The sequence below is a fragment of the Mesorhizobium amorphae CCNWGS0123 genome (genome assembly GCF_001686985.1).
In the GTDB taxonomy this organism is placed as follows: Bacteria; Pseudomonadota; Alphaproteobacteria; order Rhizobiales; family Rhizobiaceae; genus Mesorhizobium; species Mesorhizobium amorphae.
On record NZ_CP015318.1, the window covers coordinates 4,075,672 to 4,090,448 of the forward strand.

The following is a 14,777-nucleotide window of genomic DNA, read 5'->3' on the forward strand; positions in this document are numbered from 1 at the left end:
GGTCGCCCGAGCGATCTGGAACGCAGCCTCCCGAAGGTGCGTTCACGCGGGAAAACCGGCCTTTCTGAAGCCTGACATGAAAAGCTCTAGGGCGACTTGGTCGGCGAACGGGAGACCTGAAATCAGCCGGACAGTCAGGCCGTGTTTCCTAGCCAGCGCTTTCTCGACTTCAGCGCGCGCCTTCTCCGTCTCGCCCAAATGTGCGTACGACGCTGCGAGGAAGGCATGAATAAAGAAGTGGTCGCCGGCCTTCTGATACGAACCGACGGCCTCCGAGTACCTTCCAAGCAGGAAAAGGGAGCTGCCCTTCACCTCCCAGAACCATGTCGGAGGTAACGGGTCGCGCAGGAGCGCAGTTTCGAGCACGTCCAGCGCCGTCTCGGCCCGTCCGCCGTAGTTGAGCCAGCTTGCGTAGTCCCCCGCTATGTTCACGTCTAGCGGGTTCAACGAGCGCGCTCGCTCGAAATGCACTCCCGCATCGCTGTGCTGGCGCATGTGCGTAAGCACCAGCCCCATGCTCTGGTGACAGACGCCATCGCTCCTGTCGAGAGCGAGCGCCGTTCGTGCCGAGTCCCAGGCCTTCTGTAGCGTCCGCGGATCGTTGTCGTACCAAAATCTGCCGACGAGGGCCTGCGCGAGGAAGGCGTGGCCTTGAGCGAACGTCGAATCGAGCTCCACACACCGAACGAATAGGGGCTCGGACTCGTCCAGTTCATACCGGTAGAAGTGCGCGCGCCCCTGCAGGTAGTAGTCGTATGCATCCCAATCGGCCGGAGGCTTGCGCCTGGTCCGGCTTGCCGAATCGGCCTCCGCTTGGCCTTCGACCATCGAGGCGATAAGAGCCGCAACCTCGTCTTGCAATGCGAAGATGTCGTCGAGGGCCCGGTCGTACCGTTGCGCCCACAGGTGGGTGCCGGTGGCGGCGTCAATCAACTGTGTGGTGATCCGAATGCGATCACCGAGCTTTCGTATGCTGCCTTCGACGAGGTAGCGAACTCCGAGTTTGCGATGGACTTCGGCAATGTCCAGTGCCGGATGGCGAAACTGAAAAGATGAATTGCGCGCGATGACGAGGAGGGAGCGGAACCTGGCCAGCTCCGTAATTATGTCCTCGGTTATGCCGTCGCTGAGATACTGCTGGTCCTGATCGCCGCTCAAGTTGGCAAAAGGCAGCACCGCAATAGACGGCTTGCCGGACGGTGGCATCGGTCTGCGGGAAGCGCTCGCCGCCGGCTCTACAATCCCGGTGAAGCGGTAGCCGACGCGAGGCACCGTGGCGATCCACTCGCCGCCGTTGTCAGCCGGACCGAGTGCCTTTCTTAGTGTCGCGATTTGGACGGTAAGGTTGCCTTCCTCAACGGCGGTGCCCGGCCAGGCAGCGTCCATCAGCTCGGCCTTGGTCAGGATCTCACCGGGCCGTGCCGTAAGCGCAGCAAGCAGCGTCAGCCCACGATGCCCAACAGCGATCGGGATCTGCTCTTTCAGGAGCGTCCCGATGTCGGGATCGAGTACGAACGGACCAAAAGCGATGCGAGTCCCCTGCATGTGGGCATACTAGACGTTTCGGAGGTTTTCGGAACAGTTTCGCCACCGCTTAGATCCCCGGGTCGCTTTCGAGGCCTGTGCCTGACCGGCCGAAGTGGCCAAAAATCGCTTCGAAGCAGGCAAGCCAGCGTTCGCGCTGCCGGCAGAGCGCGGCACAGGGCGCTATGTCGGCTCGGCCTTCATCAATGCCAACCGGGAAGTCAGGGAACGGCTCGTCGCGACTGTGAAGCATCTGCGCGGCGAGGACGACTTGCGCCACGCCTCGCTGCAGGATTTCCGGGAAGAGTAAGGGAGTCGTTCGGCGCCGCTGCTCCCGCCGTCGCTGGTACATCCGCAGTCGACGGCGGGTGCCGGACTTAAAGCTTGCACCGGCCACTGCGGGAGGTCCCGCGCTAGTGAATTTACAGCCACAGCAGCAGTCACTCAATTACGGCTAAATGCGGCCGACCATCATCCATTCAGCGGGCTGCATGGCGACACGGCAAATCGTGATCAATTCGACGCGACCGTTTTGACCGTATGACCAATCGTTTATACGAAAGAATTTTGGTGGGCGATGCAGGGATTGAACCTGCGACCCCACCCGTGTGAAGGGTGTGCTCTCCCGCTGAGCTAATCGCCCGCTCGTTGCCCGAAGGCCAAGCGAGCCGCGATATAAGGGAGGCAGGCCGTTGAAGTCAAGGCGATGCGCCCGCCTTCTACGCCTGAAATAGACGAGGGCAGACGCAGCCGCGCAATCGACCGTTTCGCTCAGCCCTCGGCCGCGGCAATCAGCCGTTCCGCCAGATCGAGCGTCAGCGCATCGAAATGCGAGATCACCGCCGACGGCTCGAATTCGCGCACATGGCGTTCGGTATAGCCGAAATCGACGGCCACCACCGGAATGCCGGCAGCCTTGGCGGTGTCGATGTCGGTCTGCGAATCACCGACCATCAGCGCCCCGTGCGGGTCGCCGCCGGCCAGCCTGATGGTTTCGGTGAGATGGCGCGGATCGGGCTTGCGGAAGGCAAACGTGTCCTGGCCGGCGATCGCAGAAAAGTGCTTCGCCAGGCCGAGCGCCTCGATCAGCGCCACCGAATTCGCCTCGTATTTGTTGGTGCATACGGCAAGCAGATAGCCGGCCTTCTCGAAGCGGGCGATCGCCTCGACGACGCCGGGGTAGGGGCGCGACTTGCCGGGGATGTTGTCAGTGTAGTGGTCGAGGAACAGTTTCAGCAACCGGTCATGCTCCTCCACAGCCAGCGATCGCCGCTGTGCTGCGTGGGCGCGTTCGATCATCACCCGGCCGCCATGGCCGACGTAGCGCTTGAAGCCGGCCTCATCGACGGCCGCCAGTTCGCTGGCGGCGAGACTGTGGTTGAGGCTGTCGAGCAGATCCGGCGCCGTGTCGACCAGCGTCCCGTCGAGGTCGAACACGATGATCGGTCTGGTCATGGCCTGTCCTGTGGCGATTGCATGCCGGCAGGCGATAGCGGCTACGGCGCGTCAAGGCAAGCGGGCTGGGCAAGCGGGCTGGCAAGCAGTCGAGGCAAGCAGACCCACCGGATTTCCCGGCGAGCCGCCAGAAATGAAAAACCCGCCACGGCGGCGGGTCATTGGCGCAAATCAGCACCATGGACAAATATCTAGCATAGCTGCCGTCACCGTGTCAACGAGTTTCAGGAAGATATTCCTATGCAGGCTGCCCACGCATCGCTCCCTGCGCGTCGCCGGGCGCACCGCCGCTGCCAAGGGCTTTGACCAGACTGGCAAAAATGTTAGGAGCGCCCGAACCAGCGAAAACGGACGGACAGAGCATGGATGCGAGGCAATTGAAGGTCGAGGCCGCGCGGGCAGCCCTTGCCCATGTGAGCGAAGGCATGCGGCTCGGCATCGGCACCGGCTCGACCGCCGAGGAGTTCGTGCGGCTGCTCGCCGAAAAGGTCGCCACCGGCCTCACCATCGTCGGCGTGCCGACGTCGGAGCGCACCGCGTCACTCTGCCATGAGCTCGGCGTGCCACTGTCGACCCTCGAGGAAACGCCTGAACTCGACCTCACCATCGACGGCGCCGACGAGGTCGACCCGGCGCTGACCCTGATCAAGGGCGGCGGCGGCGCGCTGCTGCGCGAGAAGATCGTCGCGGCGGCATCCGGGCGCATGATCGTCATTGCCGACCGTTCGAAAATGGTCGAGACCCTCGGCCGTTTCCCGCTGCCGATCGAGGTCAATCAATTCGGCCTGCGGGCGACCGAAATCGCGGTTCGCGCAGCGGCCAAAAGTCTCGGTCTTTCCGGCCCCATTACATTGAGGATGACGGGGGGCCAGCCTTTTGTTACAGACGGCGGCCATTTTATCCTCGATGCATCTTTTGGCCGCATTCCGGATACAAGAGCGCTTTCGAATGCTCTCCACGCCATACCGGGCGTCGTCGAGCACGGTCTTTTCATCGGGCTGGCATCAGCGGCCATCATCGCCGGCGGCGACGGCATCCAAACCGTCCATGCCGCCCGAAAACCAGGGAGTTCTACCGACCATGATGTTGCATAACCGGGTTCGCAGCCTTTCGGCCATTCTGGTGGCTTCGGCCGTCTTCGCGTTTTCTTCGCCTGTCTTCGCGCAGGACGTGACCGAATCGCACCTGAAGGCAGCGCGCGCTGCCGTCGTCGCGATCCACGCAACCGACCCGTTCGACAACATCCTGCCGCAGGCCGCCGCCGCCCTGGAACAGCAGCTGATCCAGAAGAACCCGGACATGCAGGAACTGATCGGCAAGACCGTCACCGACAAGGCGGTGGCATTGGCCGCGCGCCGCGCCGACCTCGAGAAGGAAGCAGCCCTTGCCTATGCCAAGGTCTTCTCCGAGAAGGAACTCAACGAAATCGCCGCTTTCTACAGCTCCGACTCGGGCAAGAAGCTGCTCGACAGCGGCCCGACCGTGACGCGTGACCTGGTGAAGGCCGCCGACATCTGGCAGAACGGTCTTGCCCGCGATCTCGCCCAGCAGGTCGGCGAGACACTGGCCGCGGCGGCGAAGGCCAATGCACCGGCAGCGCCCGCTGCTCCCGCAGATGCCACGGCCCCCGCGGCTCCCGCCGACGGCGCTGCTCCGGCCGATGGCGACGCGCCCGCCGACAACACGCAGAACTGATTTGCCTTTCCAGGCGGCCGGATGGCCGCTGGACCAGAAAGCCCGGCTTTGTCCGGGCTTTTCTTTTGGTGGTTGGCGGCATACCTGTCTCAGACATTTTTGAATGCAAGGATCTGCGCATGGCCGGCTACGACTACGATCTTTTCGTCATCGGCGGCGGCTCCGGCGGGGTGAGGGCGGCGCGCGTCGCGGCCGCGCTTGGCAAGCGGGTCGGCATCGCCGAGGAATACCGCTATGGCGGCACCTGCGTCATCCGCGGCTGCGTGCCGAAGAAGCTCTACGTCTATGCCTCGCAATTTCCCGAGCATTTTGCAGATGCCGCCGGCTATGGCTGGACGGTGCCCGAGGCGAGCTTCGACTGGCCGACCCTGGTCGCCAACAAGGATCGCGAGATCGCCCGGCTGGAGGCCATCTACGAGAAGAACGTGAAAGGCGCCGGCGGCGAGACCTTCCATTCGCGCGCCATGCTGGTCGACCCGCATGTGGTGCATCTTCTCGGCGAGGATCGCACCGTCACCGCCGACCAGATCCTGATCGCCACCGGCGGCCGCCCGGCGTCACATCCGGCGCTCCCCGGTCACGAGCATTGCATCTTCTCCAACGAAGCCTTCGACCTCAAGAAACTGCCGAAGGCGATCATGATCGAGGGCGGCGGCTATATCGCCGTCGAATTCGCCAACATCTTCCATGGGCTCGGCGTCGACACCACGCTGGTCTATCGCGGCAAGGAGATCCTGTCGCGCTTCGACATGGACCTGCGGCGCACGTTGCACGAAACCATGGAGAAGAAGGGCATAAAAATCCTCTGTCACGCCGTGTCGGAATGGGTCCGCAAACGGCCGGACGGGCGGCTGGACGCTTTGGTCACCGGCGGCAAGGTGCTGACGGTCGACCAGGTCATGCTCGCCCTCGGCCGTATCCCCAACACCGAGAACATGGGGCTGGAAGGCGTCGGCATCGAGCTCGGCCAAACCGGCGCCATCGTTGTCGACCAATACTCCCGCACCAACATCGACAACATCTGGGCGATCGGCGACGTCACCAACCGCGTGCAATTGACCCCGGTGGCGATCCACGAGGCGATGTGTTTCATCGAGACCTCCTTCAAGGGCAATCCGACAGCGCCCGACCACGACACCATACCGACGGCGGTGTTCTCGCAGCCCGAGATCGGCACCGTCGGCCTGGCGGAAGACGAAGCGGTCAAGCGCTTTGCCGACATCGAAATCTACCGTGCCTCATTCCGCTCGATGCGCCACACGCTGTCCGGCCGCGACGAGAAGATGCTGATGAAGCTGGTGGTCGACGGCGCTTCGAAGAGGGTGCTCGGCGCCCACATCCTCGGACCTGACGCCGGCGAGATGGCGCAGCTCCTCGGCATCCCGCTGAAGGCCGGGCTCACCAAGGACGACTTCGACCGCACCATGGCCGTGCATCCAACGGCGGCGGAGGAGCTGGTCACCATGTACAAGCCGACCTACCGCGTGAAGGACGGCCAGCGCATCGATTGACGCCTGTCGCTACAGAACTCATCGCGGCAACAAGATGCCGCGATGAGTGTGCTCGACGTTGCTACAGCAGCGTGCCGCGCAGGATGACCAGCGCCACCGAGAAGTAGATGACCAGGCCGGTGACGTCGACCAGCGTGGCGACGAACGGTGCCGAGGCGCTGGCGGGGTCGAAGCCGATGCGTTTCAGCGCGAATGGCAGCATCGATCCCGACAGCGAGCCGAAGGTGACGATGCCGACCAGCGCCGCGCCGACGGTCGCCGCGATCAGCTCCCAGTGCGGGCCGTAATCGTAGAAGCCGAAATACTGCCACAGCGTGATGCGGCAGACGCCGACGACGCCGAGGATCGATCCGAGCACAAGCCCGGTCGGCAGTTCGCGCAAGGCCACCCGCCACCAGTCGCCAAGGCCGATCTCGCGCAGCGCCAGTGCGCGGATGACCAGCGAGGTCGCCTGCGAGCCGGAGTTGCCGCCGGAGCTCATGATCAACGGGATGAACAGCGTGAGCACGATTGCCTTTTCCAGCTCGCCTTCGTAGCTCTGCATCGCATTGGCGGTCAGCATCTCGCTGATGAACAGCGCGCAGAGCCAGCCTGCACGCTTCTGGATCATGGCGAGAAAGCTCATCTTCATGTAGGGCTCGTCGAGAGCCTCCATGCCGCCGAAACGATGCACGTCCTCGGTCGTCCCCTCGACCATCGTGTCGATGATGTCGTCGATGGTGACGATGCCGAGGATCTTGCCGTGGTCCACGACCGGGACGGCGAGCAAATCGTATTTGGAGATCAGCTGCGCCACCTTCTCGCTGTCGGTGAGCGGCGAGACCGTCACCGGCACGCGATCCAGCGCGACATCCATCACCAGATCGTCCGGCTCGCCGCCGATCAGCCGGCGCAGGCCCGTCGAGCGCACCAGGACATGCGTCTCGGGATCGACGATGTAGATCGCGTAGATGGTCTCGCGCGTCCGCTCGACCTTGCGGATGTAATCCAGCGTGCGGCCCACTGTCCAATCCGAGGGCACGCTGACGAACTCCGTCGTCATCAGCGACGCCGCACTGCCTTCGGGATAGCCGAGGATGGCAAGCAGCGTGGCGCGCAGCGGCGGCGCGAGTTCGGCGAGCAGCTCGGAACGGGCCGGCTCCTCCAGCTCGCGCAGGATGTCGGCGGCGCGGTCGACCGACATGGCGGTGAGCAGCTTGCCGGCCTTGGCGCGTGGCAGCGCCTCGACAAGCTCGGATGCGCCGTCGAGTTCCGGCTGGTCGAAGATCTCGACCAGCCGCTCGAAGGGCACTTCGCAAAGCAGCTCGATCGCCGTTTCGCGAGGCTCGTGGTTGAGCGCCTCGACGACGTCGGCGACGTGATCGTTGGCAACGATACGGGCGATGGCGACGGCCTCGTCGCCCGCTACGGGGGAAAGTTCGTTCATGGGTTCACTCCTTGCCGTCCGGCAGGACGTGAACCGGTCAGGTCACGTCTAGGCGGACGGCGGTTGCGTTCGACTACTGTCGCCAGGCATGGCGCGGTGACCTTTCTGCTCGCGGGTTCAGGTTGGAATTCTGCGAGCCGGCGCAACATAGGAGCGCGTCCTGCCGAGTCAATCGCGGGAAAGGGCAAAAACGACGCCGGAGAGGCGAGATCGCGAGACTGTGATCGCCGCGCGAGGCGGCGTCAGCGCGACTGGTCTAAACGACAAGCAAGAGGCGCGGCGGCGCGGCTATTTCTGCTTCAGCCGGCGCGGGAAGCGCAGCCATTTGTCCTCGACCGGCCTTGGGACCGGCCTTGGCTGTGCGAGGATGGTGGTGAGCTCGCGCGGCAGGCTTGGAGCCAGCGGCTTCTTGGTCGCGACGCCATCCGAGATCGCCACCACGCTGTGATAGAACTCGGCGCCGGACAGCGAGCGCGGTGGCGTGGCCTCGTGCATGACGCTGATCACCGTGACGTCAGGGCAATTGTCCTTGATCGCCTGGTGGAAGGCGATCTTGCCTTCGGGATCAAGGGCGCCGGTCGCTTCGTCGAGGAACAGCAGCCCAGGCTGCTGCAGGATGATGCGGGCGACCACCAGCTTCTGCTTCTGGCCACCTGAAAGAACCTGGTCCCAGTTCTTCCCTTCGCGGCTTTCATCTGCCATGTGCTCGATGAAGTCGCCAAGGCCGGCCTTGTGCAACGCCGATGCGACCTGCGCATCGCCATGATCTTGCTCGGAGCCGGGCAGGCAGACCAGCTGCTTCAGCGTGACCTGCTGCAGCTTGACCTCCTGGGCGGCATAGAAATTCCTGATCCCTTCCGGGAAGACGATGGTGCCGCGGCCATAGGGCCACAGGCCGTTGATCGCCTTGATCAGCGAGGTCTTGCCGCAGCCCGATTCGCCTTTGAGGAAGGTCCATTCGCCACGCCGGAAGCGCAGGTTCGCCGCGCTCAGGAATGGTGTCGCGTCCTCGCCCTGGTGCGCCAGTTCGAGCTTCTGGATGGTCAGGCCGAAAACCGGGTTCTGGCGATCGTAGCGGAAGTCGGAACGGCCGGTCTGGCTGTAGAACTCCTGCGGCTGCTGGACGTTCTCGATGGCGTTCGCCAATTCGGTCACACGCTGGCTGTTGGCCCGCAATGTCGCGATATTGGGCATGACATGGATGAACCACGAACACTGGCTGATCAGCGAATTGACCATTTCGGAGCCGGTAATGTAGCCCTTGAGATCGAAGCCGTTGTGGATGAACGGAACAAGGCCCGGCCCATAGGCGACAATGCGGGCACCTATGAAATTATAGATCAGCTCGAACGAATTGTAGCTGGTGTTGACGATGTTCAGTCGCGCCCAGGTGCGGTCGATATCGACATAGAGCCGGCTGTGCATCGACTTCTGCACATTCTCGCCCTGCGAGGCGGCGACATGGAAACTGCGGCGCAGGAAGGTCGTCAGTTCGCCGCGATAGCTGCCCTCGGACTGCTGCATCCTGACGTTGAGACGTTCCAGCAATCTGCCCAGCTTGACCGCGATCCAGGTGTTCAGCGGCACATAGGTGGCGACGGCCAGGAAGGCCAGGATCGCGCTGCCGTAGCTGCCGAGGAACTCCAGTCCTCTCACTTCCACCGAGGTCTCAAGCAGCTTCTGGCCGACGAAATAGAGTGACGTGGCAACAGCCAGGACGCCCATGGCGAGGCCGATGGCTCCGCCGGTCATGTCCTTGATCGATTCCTGGATGCGCTGGTCGATGTTGTCGGGAGCCGCGTTGCCGGACGAACCATGCTGGGCGTGGAAATGCGTGTGATTGGTGTCGAGCAGCGCTTCGTTGAAGCGGCTGTCCAGCCAGCCGCGCCATTTGCGATGCAGCGTCGCCGAAACGAGGCTGCGGATGCCGGTAAAGCCCGCATCCTTGAGGATGACCAACAGGACCAGGATGCCGGCGTTGGTCAGCAGCGACTTCAGCGGTGCGGTATTTGCGGCATCGTGGAAAAAAGCGATGGAATTGACCAGTTCACCCGATGCTTCGGCGAACCACACGCCCGATTTGCTGGACAGCGCCGTGAGCAATGCGATGACGAGGGTGAGTGTCCAGGCTTCCTTCCAGCGATCCGAGAACCAGTAGGCTCGCATCAGCCCCCAGAAGGTACGCATCGACGACACCGGCGTCAGGGGCGAGGGCCTTGCGGTCTCGCTGGGTAGTTCTGCCGGTACTGTACGTCGTGGTCTGCCGACCCGAATCACGATCCCGCCCAAACCTTTTTTAGTTTTGTTACGGATAGTAACACCAATTGATCATTTTCTATTAATTTTCTCCCGCCCTCTGTGAACACGCGCACGCAACGTTGCCATGGAGCAACAGGTCGAGTTGCGGACGCAACGCACAAAAACCGGATTATTGGTAGTTATTCCAATAGGTTGAGCAGCCATGGCGGCGGCCGCTTTTACCTTCCCTTAGGGAAGCTTTTCACACGATTTTGTGAACCTTTTCGCGTTGCCGAGCGGCCGATTTTCCTACGAAGGACTGACTGGCAGGTCCCCCAATCGGCTATTCTCGACCACTCCAGCAGTACTCTCGTGATGACTCGCGGGCGGCCGAGCCTGCATCGATTCGTCTTGCACGAAGCGTTTTAGGGCGCGGGCAGGTCGCGCCTTCCCGGATGCACGGCAAGCCGCGTTTGACAATGCAGCCGTGCGGATCGAACTTGGTCCGCACATTGGCTTAGGGGGTCTTCCATGTCTGTACGTAGATTTTCAGTCACGATGCTGGCGGTCTTCGCCTGGATGCCTCTGGCGCATGCGGGTAGCCAGACCATTCCTGCGAGCGCCGAAGGTCAGATCGAGTTCAACACGCCATCGGGCAATATCGGTTGCATCTACACGCCGAAGGGCGGCACCAGCACCTACCAGCCGCAGGACGGCGGGCCGGAACTGAGCTGCTCGCGCGTCGAGCCGAGTTACGTCACCGTCATTCTTGGGCCGAAGGGACCGGCGACGCAGATCAAGAACCCCGGCGAGCAGGGCTGCTGCAGCGACGTCGCCAAGCTGGCCTACGGGAACAGCTGGAAGAAGGGACCGTTCTCCTGCCAGTCATCGACCAAGGGGCTTACCTGCGGCAGCAGCAATGGCCATGGTTTCTTCGTCAGCAAGGCCAAGGTGACGGTTAAGTAGAGCGTGTCGCCCAAAAGTGTGCAGCGGTTTTGGGATAAACGACACGCGCAAAAACAATTACTTTAGCTCGCCGTTTCCAACTCGCCCCGCGCCTTGGCCGCTGCGACCTGGCGGATGGCGTCGGCAATCGTCTCGGCGTCCTGTGCGCCCATCACCGCATATTTGCCTTCGAGCAGGAAGCACGGCACGCCGGTGATGCCCATGCGCGAAGCAGTTACGATTTCGGTGCGCACCGCCTCGACATCGGCGTCGGTCGGCAGCAGCGTTTCGACCACCGAGGCGTCCATGCCGGCTTCGCGCGCGGCTTCGAACAGCACGCCATGGTCGCCGATGTTGGCCCCTTCCTCGAAATTCAACTGGAATAGCCGGCGCACCAGCCGGTTCTGCACGGCATCGCCGGCAGCACCTGCCCAGCGGATGACGCGGTGGGCGTCGAGCGTATTGGGCGCCACCTTGATGGCACCGAAGGCGAATCTGATCCCTTCCGCTTCGCCGAGAGGCTCGATGCGGGCATGGATCTCGCGGATACGTTGCTCGCTGCCGAATTTGGCCAGCATGTATTCGCGGCGATCCTTGCCTTCGGGCGGGATGGTCGGGTCGAGCTGGAATGGCCGCCAGCGCACAGTGACGTCAATGTCGCCGGCGGCAGCGATCGCCTTGTCGAGACGCTTCTGGCCGATGAAGCACCACGGGCAGACGACATCGGACACAACGTCGACCGTGATCGAGTTCCCGTCGCTCATCTTCATCTCCTGTCTGCAAGGATCTCAGTTCGCCTTGCGCCACCAGGTCGGCAGTTGATAACCGAATATGGGCGTCTTTTGCGGATGTTCCAGGTAATTCCAGTAGGCAATCCACTGCTGGTCGTTGTGCTGCATCGGCACCATGTAGTTGCCGGAGATCAGCAGCCGGTCGAGAACGCGCACCGCCGCGACATAGTCTTCCTTCGAACGCGCCCTCAGCATCGCATCGATCGCCGCATCCACGGCCGGATCGGCGACCCCGGCAAGGTTGAACGAGCCTTCCGCCTTGGCGGCGGCAGAGCCCCAGCGCCCGATCTGCTCGATGCCCGGCGACAGCGAGTTGTTGAAGCCGCTCGAGCCGATCAGCACCTCGAAATCGAAGCGCTGCTTGCGCGACTGGATCTGGTCGCCGTCGAGGCTGCGGATGGTGACGTCGATGCCGATCTTCTCCAGCGTGCGCTGGTAGATCGCGGCGAGGCGTTCTTCATCTTGCGATGAAGTCATGATCTCGAAACCGAAGGGTTTTCCCTCGGGATCGAGCATGGTCCCGTCCTTGACGCTGTAGCCCGCGGCCTTCAGCAGGTCGAATGCCGCCTTCAGTTCCTTGCGGTCCTGGCCAGAACCGTCGGTGACCGGCGGCCGCCAGCTGCCGTCCATGACATCGGCCGGCACGCGGCCGGGGTAGGGCGCCAGCAGCGCCTTCTCCCTGTCGTCGGCGGGATGGCTAAGCGCCGAAAGCTCGGAATTCTGCCAGTAGCTCATGGTGCGGTTGTATTTGCCGCCGAACAGGTTCTTGTTGGCCCATTCGAAATCGTAGAGCATGCCCAGCGCGCGCCGCACGACAGGATTGGAAAATTTCTGCAGCCTGGTGTTGAACAGGAAGCCCGTCACCACCGGCGGGATGCCGGTGTCGAAGGTTTCGGCCACCACATCGCCCTTGCGAAAGGCCGGAAAGTCCATGTCGCGATCGCGCTTGACCGGGTCCGTCTCGGTGTCGGTAGCGCAGATGCCCTTCTTGAACGCTTCCGTCATGGCATTGTCGTTCAGGAAATACTCAATCGTGATCTGGTCGTAATTGTCGAAGCCGCGCTTGGCGGGGACATCCTTGCCCCAATAGTCGGGATTGCGCTTGAACACGATGCGCTGGCCGGGCTGCACCTTATCCACCGTATACGGTCCGCTGCCGATCACCGGCTTCAGCGTGGTCCTGTCGAACATCTCCTTGTCGAAGCCATGCTTCGGGATGATCGGCGTCAGCGCGATGATCAACGGCGTCTCGCGATTGGCCTTCTCGTTGAAGGTAAAGCGCACGCTGTGGTCGCCAGTCTTTTCAAGCTTGGCGATCAGGCTCATGCGATCGCTGTAGGGCGGCCGGCCCTTGTCGGTAAAAACATCGTAGGTGAACAGCACATCCTCGGGCGTCACCGGCTGGCCGTCGGACCATTTTGCATTGGGGTTGAGATGGAATTCGATCGACTTGCGCTCCGGATCCATGTCGGCGCTGTCGGCGAGCAGACCATAGAGGCTGAAGGCCTCATCATAATTGCGCTGCATCAAAGGCTCGAAGACGAGGTTGCCGTAGATCGTGTCGATCATGCCGCGCGCCGTGGTGCGCAGGCTTTTCAGGATGAACGGGTTGAGATTGTCGAAGCTGCCGACGACGCAATAGGTGATGCTGCCGCCCTTCGGCGCATCGGGATTGACGTAGTCGAAATGCTGATAGTCGGCCGGCAGCGCAGGCTCGCCCTGCATGGCGATGGCATGCCTCGGTTCCGACGCGGCCGGCCGGAACGAAACGGTCAGAAACGAGATCGCGGCGATCAGCCAGACGAGAACGCGGCCCATGACCGTCTCCTTGCAGGCGGCTTTGTGATTCGCTGTGCACCCTAGAGCATTTCAAGCAGGGATTGAATCGCTCTGCAGGAGAAGAGTTCGGCCTGCGGCGAGCGCTCCGACACAGGGGCTGCCCGTGTCATCTTCGCACCAAGAATCGCGGAGAACGGGCTGGATTCGACATCGCTGGCGGTGTAACACGCGCACCGAAGTCATGCTGTTGCCTCATTTCGGCAACAGGTAGCTGGACCACGCGGCACGAAGCGGCCGGTTCCGGGATCATTGAGAGGAAGTACACCATATGAAGAGCCTGAACAGCAACGCATACCGCCTTTCGGTCATGGCCGCGGGCGTGGTCGGCTTTCTGGGCGCTGAGCTTCCCGCTGCTTCGGCACAGCAGCAACAGCAGATTCCGCAGGGCTGGTTCAAGGCCTGCACCAAGCAGGAAGATGTCGATATCTGCAACGTCCAGAACATCGTCACCGCCGGCAACGGCCAGCTGGTCACCGGCGTCAGCCTGATCGAGCTGAAAGGCAAGGTAAACCGCAAGGTGTTCCAGGTGACGGTTCCGACCGGCCGTCTGGTGCCTCCGGGCATCGGCCTGCAGATCGACACCGGCAAGGCGCAGAAGCTCGACTACGTGATCTGCTTCCCGGACCGTTGCGTGGCCGAAGTGCCGCTCACCGACCAGCTTGTCTCGTCGTTCAAGAAGGGCCAGGCAATCACGCTTACCTCGGTCAACTTCCAGAACCAGCCGAACCCGATCAAGGTTGCGCTGACCGGCTTCAGCGGCGCCTATGACGGCCCGCCGCTGCAGCAGTCGGACATCGAGGACCGGCAGAAGAAGCTGCAGGATTTCGTGGCCAAGAACAACCAGGACTTCGCCAAGAAGCTCAAGGAAGAGCAGGACAAGGCGAAAGCCGCCAACTGATCGCCGGGAAAAATCCCGGACCATGAAAAAGCGGGGTCATGCCCCGCTTTTTTATTGCTCCCGCGTCAGTGTCTCGACTGACGTTTCGGCTGGTAGCGGCCGTCGGGCCGTTTGTCGAACATCTCGCGGATCTGCGGATGCCGGACCGGTTCGCCCGACTGGTCCTCGAGCAGGTTCTGCTCGGACACATAGGCGATGTATTCCGTCTCCGAGTTTTCGGCCAGCAGATGGTAGAAAGGCTGGTCCTTGCGCGGCCGCACGTCGGCCGGGATCGCCTCGTACCACTCCTCGGTGTTGGCGAATTGCGGATCGACATCGAAGATCACGCCGCGGAACGGAAACAGCCGGTGGCGGACCACTTGTCCGATCGAGAATTTGGCCGTTTTCATCGTACTCACCACTTAAGTCTTCAAGGCGACGCGAAGACGCCCTAAGACCTTGAATCTACACAACCC

General features: G+C 62.5%; 13 protein-coding genes and 1 tRNA gene. 6 read left to right on the plus strand and 8 right to left on the minus strand.

The genetic code is table 11. The features are described 5' to 3' along the window. Positions 1-42: 42 nt before the first annotated feature. The gene (locus A6B35_RS19150; protein ID WP_006199762.1) at positions 43-1,545 is read right to left on the minus strand and encodes a winged helix-turn-helix domain-containing tetratricopeptide repeat protein; all 1,503 of its coding nucleotides are present in this window, start codon (positions 1,543-1,545) and stop codon (positions 43-45) included. Positions 1,546-1,639: 94 nt separating this feature from the next. On the opposite strand from A6B35_RS19150, the gene A6B35_RS19155 reads away from it, so the two are divergent. Next, complete coding sequence (locus A6B35_RS19155) at positions 1,640-1,834, plus strand: hypothetical protein (RefSeq protein ID WP_006199763.1); 195 nt, start codon at positions 1,640-1,642, stop codon at positions 1,832-1,834. 258 nt (positions 1,835-2,092) lie between these two features. Here A6B35_RS19155 and A6B35_RS19160 read toward each other — a convergent pair. Further along, positions 2,093-2,167 (minus strand) — tRNA-Val (locus A6B35_RS19160). Positions 2,168-2,295: 128 nt separating this feature from the next. Next, complete coding sequence (locus A6B35_RS19165) at positions 2,296-2,979, minus strand: phosphoglycolate phosphatase (protein ID WP_006199764.1); 684 nt, start codon at positions 2,977-2,979, stop codon at positions 2,296-2,298. 362 nt (positions 2,980-3,341) lie between these two features. Here A6B35_RS19165 and rpiA point away from each other — a divergent pair, with 362 nt between their 5' ends. The 3 genes from rpiA (at position 3,342) to gor (ending at position 6,185) form a co-directional block, all read left to right on the plus strand. Then, positions 3,342-4,073 (plus strand): ribose-5-phosphate isomerase RpiA, encoded by a 732-nt coding sequence (rpiA, locus tag A6B35_RS19170; protein ID WP_006199765.1) that lies wholly within the window; start codon positions 3,342-3,344, stop codon positions 4,071-4,073. Further along, entirely contained in the window at positions 4,060-4,674 is a 615-nt protein-coding gene (locus tag A6B35_RS19175) for a DUF2059 domain-containing protein (protein ID WP_006199766.1), read from the plus strand. Before rpiA ends, A6B35_RS19175 begins: the two co-directional genes overlap by 14 nt. 119 nt (positions 4,675-4,793) lie before the next feature. Beyond that, positions 4,794-6,185, plus strand: coding sequence for a glutathione-disulfide reductase (gene gor / locus A6B35_RS19180; RefSeq protein ID WP_006199767.1), 1,392 nt, complete (start codon positions 4,794-4,796; stop codon positions 6,183-6,185). A gap of 61 nt (positions 6,186-6,246) precedes the next feature. Here the strand turns inward: gor and mgtE are convergent, their stop codons facing one another. Further along, a complete protein-coding gene (gene mgtE, locus A6B35_RS19185; RefSeq protein ID WP_006199768.1) occupies positions 6,247-7,611 on the minus strand; it encodes a magnesium transporter in 1,365 nt (454 codons plus the stop codon). Between the two features lie 288 nt (positions 7,612-7,899). Next, complete coding sequence (locus tag A6B35_RS19190) at positions 7,900-9,798, minus strand: ABC transporter ATP-binding protein/permease (protein ID WP_006199769.1); 1,899 nt, start codon at positions 9,796-9,798, stop codon at positions 7,900-7,902. A 582-nt stretch (positions 9,799-10,380) separates the two neighbouring features. Here A6B35_RS19190 and A6B35_RS19195 point away from each other — a divergent pair. Further along, a complete protein-coding gene (locus A6B35_RS19195) occupies positions 10,381-10,815 on the plus strand; it encodes a hypothetical protein (RefSeq protein WP_040581880.1) in 435 nt (144 codons plus the stop codon). 62 nt (positions 10,816-10,877) lie between these two features. Here A6B35_RS19195 and A6B35_RS19200 read toward each other — a convergent pair whose 3' ends face one another. Both A6B35_RS19200 and A6B35_RS19205 read right to left on the minus strand, forming a co-directional pair. Continuing rightward, positions 10,878-11,558: a DsbA family oxidoreductase gene (locus A6B35_RS19200; protein ID WP_040581887.1), complete on the minus strand. Its 681-nt coding sequence runs from the start codon at positions 11,556-11,558 to the stop codon at positions 10,878-10,880. A 24-nt stretch (positions 11,559-11,582) separates the two neighbouring features. Further along, a complete protein-coding gene (locus tag A6B35_RS19205; protein WP_006199772.1) occupies positions 11,583-13,403 on the minus strand; it encodes an extracellular solute-binding protein in 1,821 nt (606 codons plus the stop codon). Between the two features lie 289 nt (positions 13,404-13,692). On the opposite strand from A6B35_RS19205, the gene A6B35_RS19210 reads away from it, so the two are divergent. Beyond that, on the plus strand, positions 13,693-14,322 hold the full coding sequence (locus tag A6B35_RS19210; protein WP_006199773.1) for an invasion associated locus B family protein: 630 nt from the start codon (positions 13,693-13,695) through the stop codon (positions 14,320-14,322). Positions 14,323-14,387: 65 nt separating this feature from the next. On the opposite strand, the gene hspQ is transcribed toward A6B35_RS19210, so the two are convergent. After that, complete coding sequence (gene hspQ, locus A6B35_RS19215; protein WP_006199774.1) at positions 14,388-14,711, minus strand: heat shock protein HspQ; 324 nt, start codon at positions 14,709-14,711, stop codon at positions 14,388-14,390. Positions 14,712-14,777: the final 66 nt, after the last annotated feature.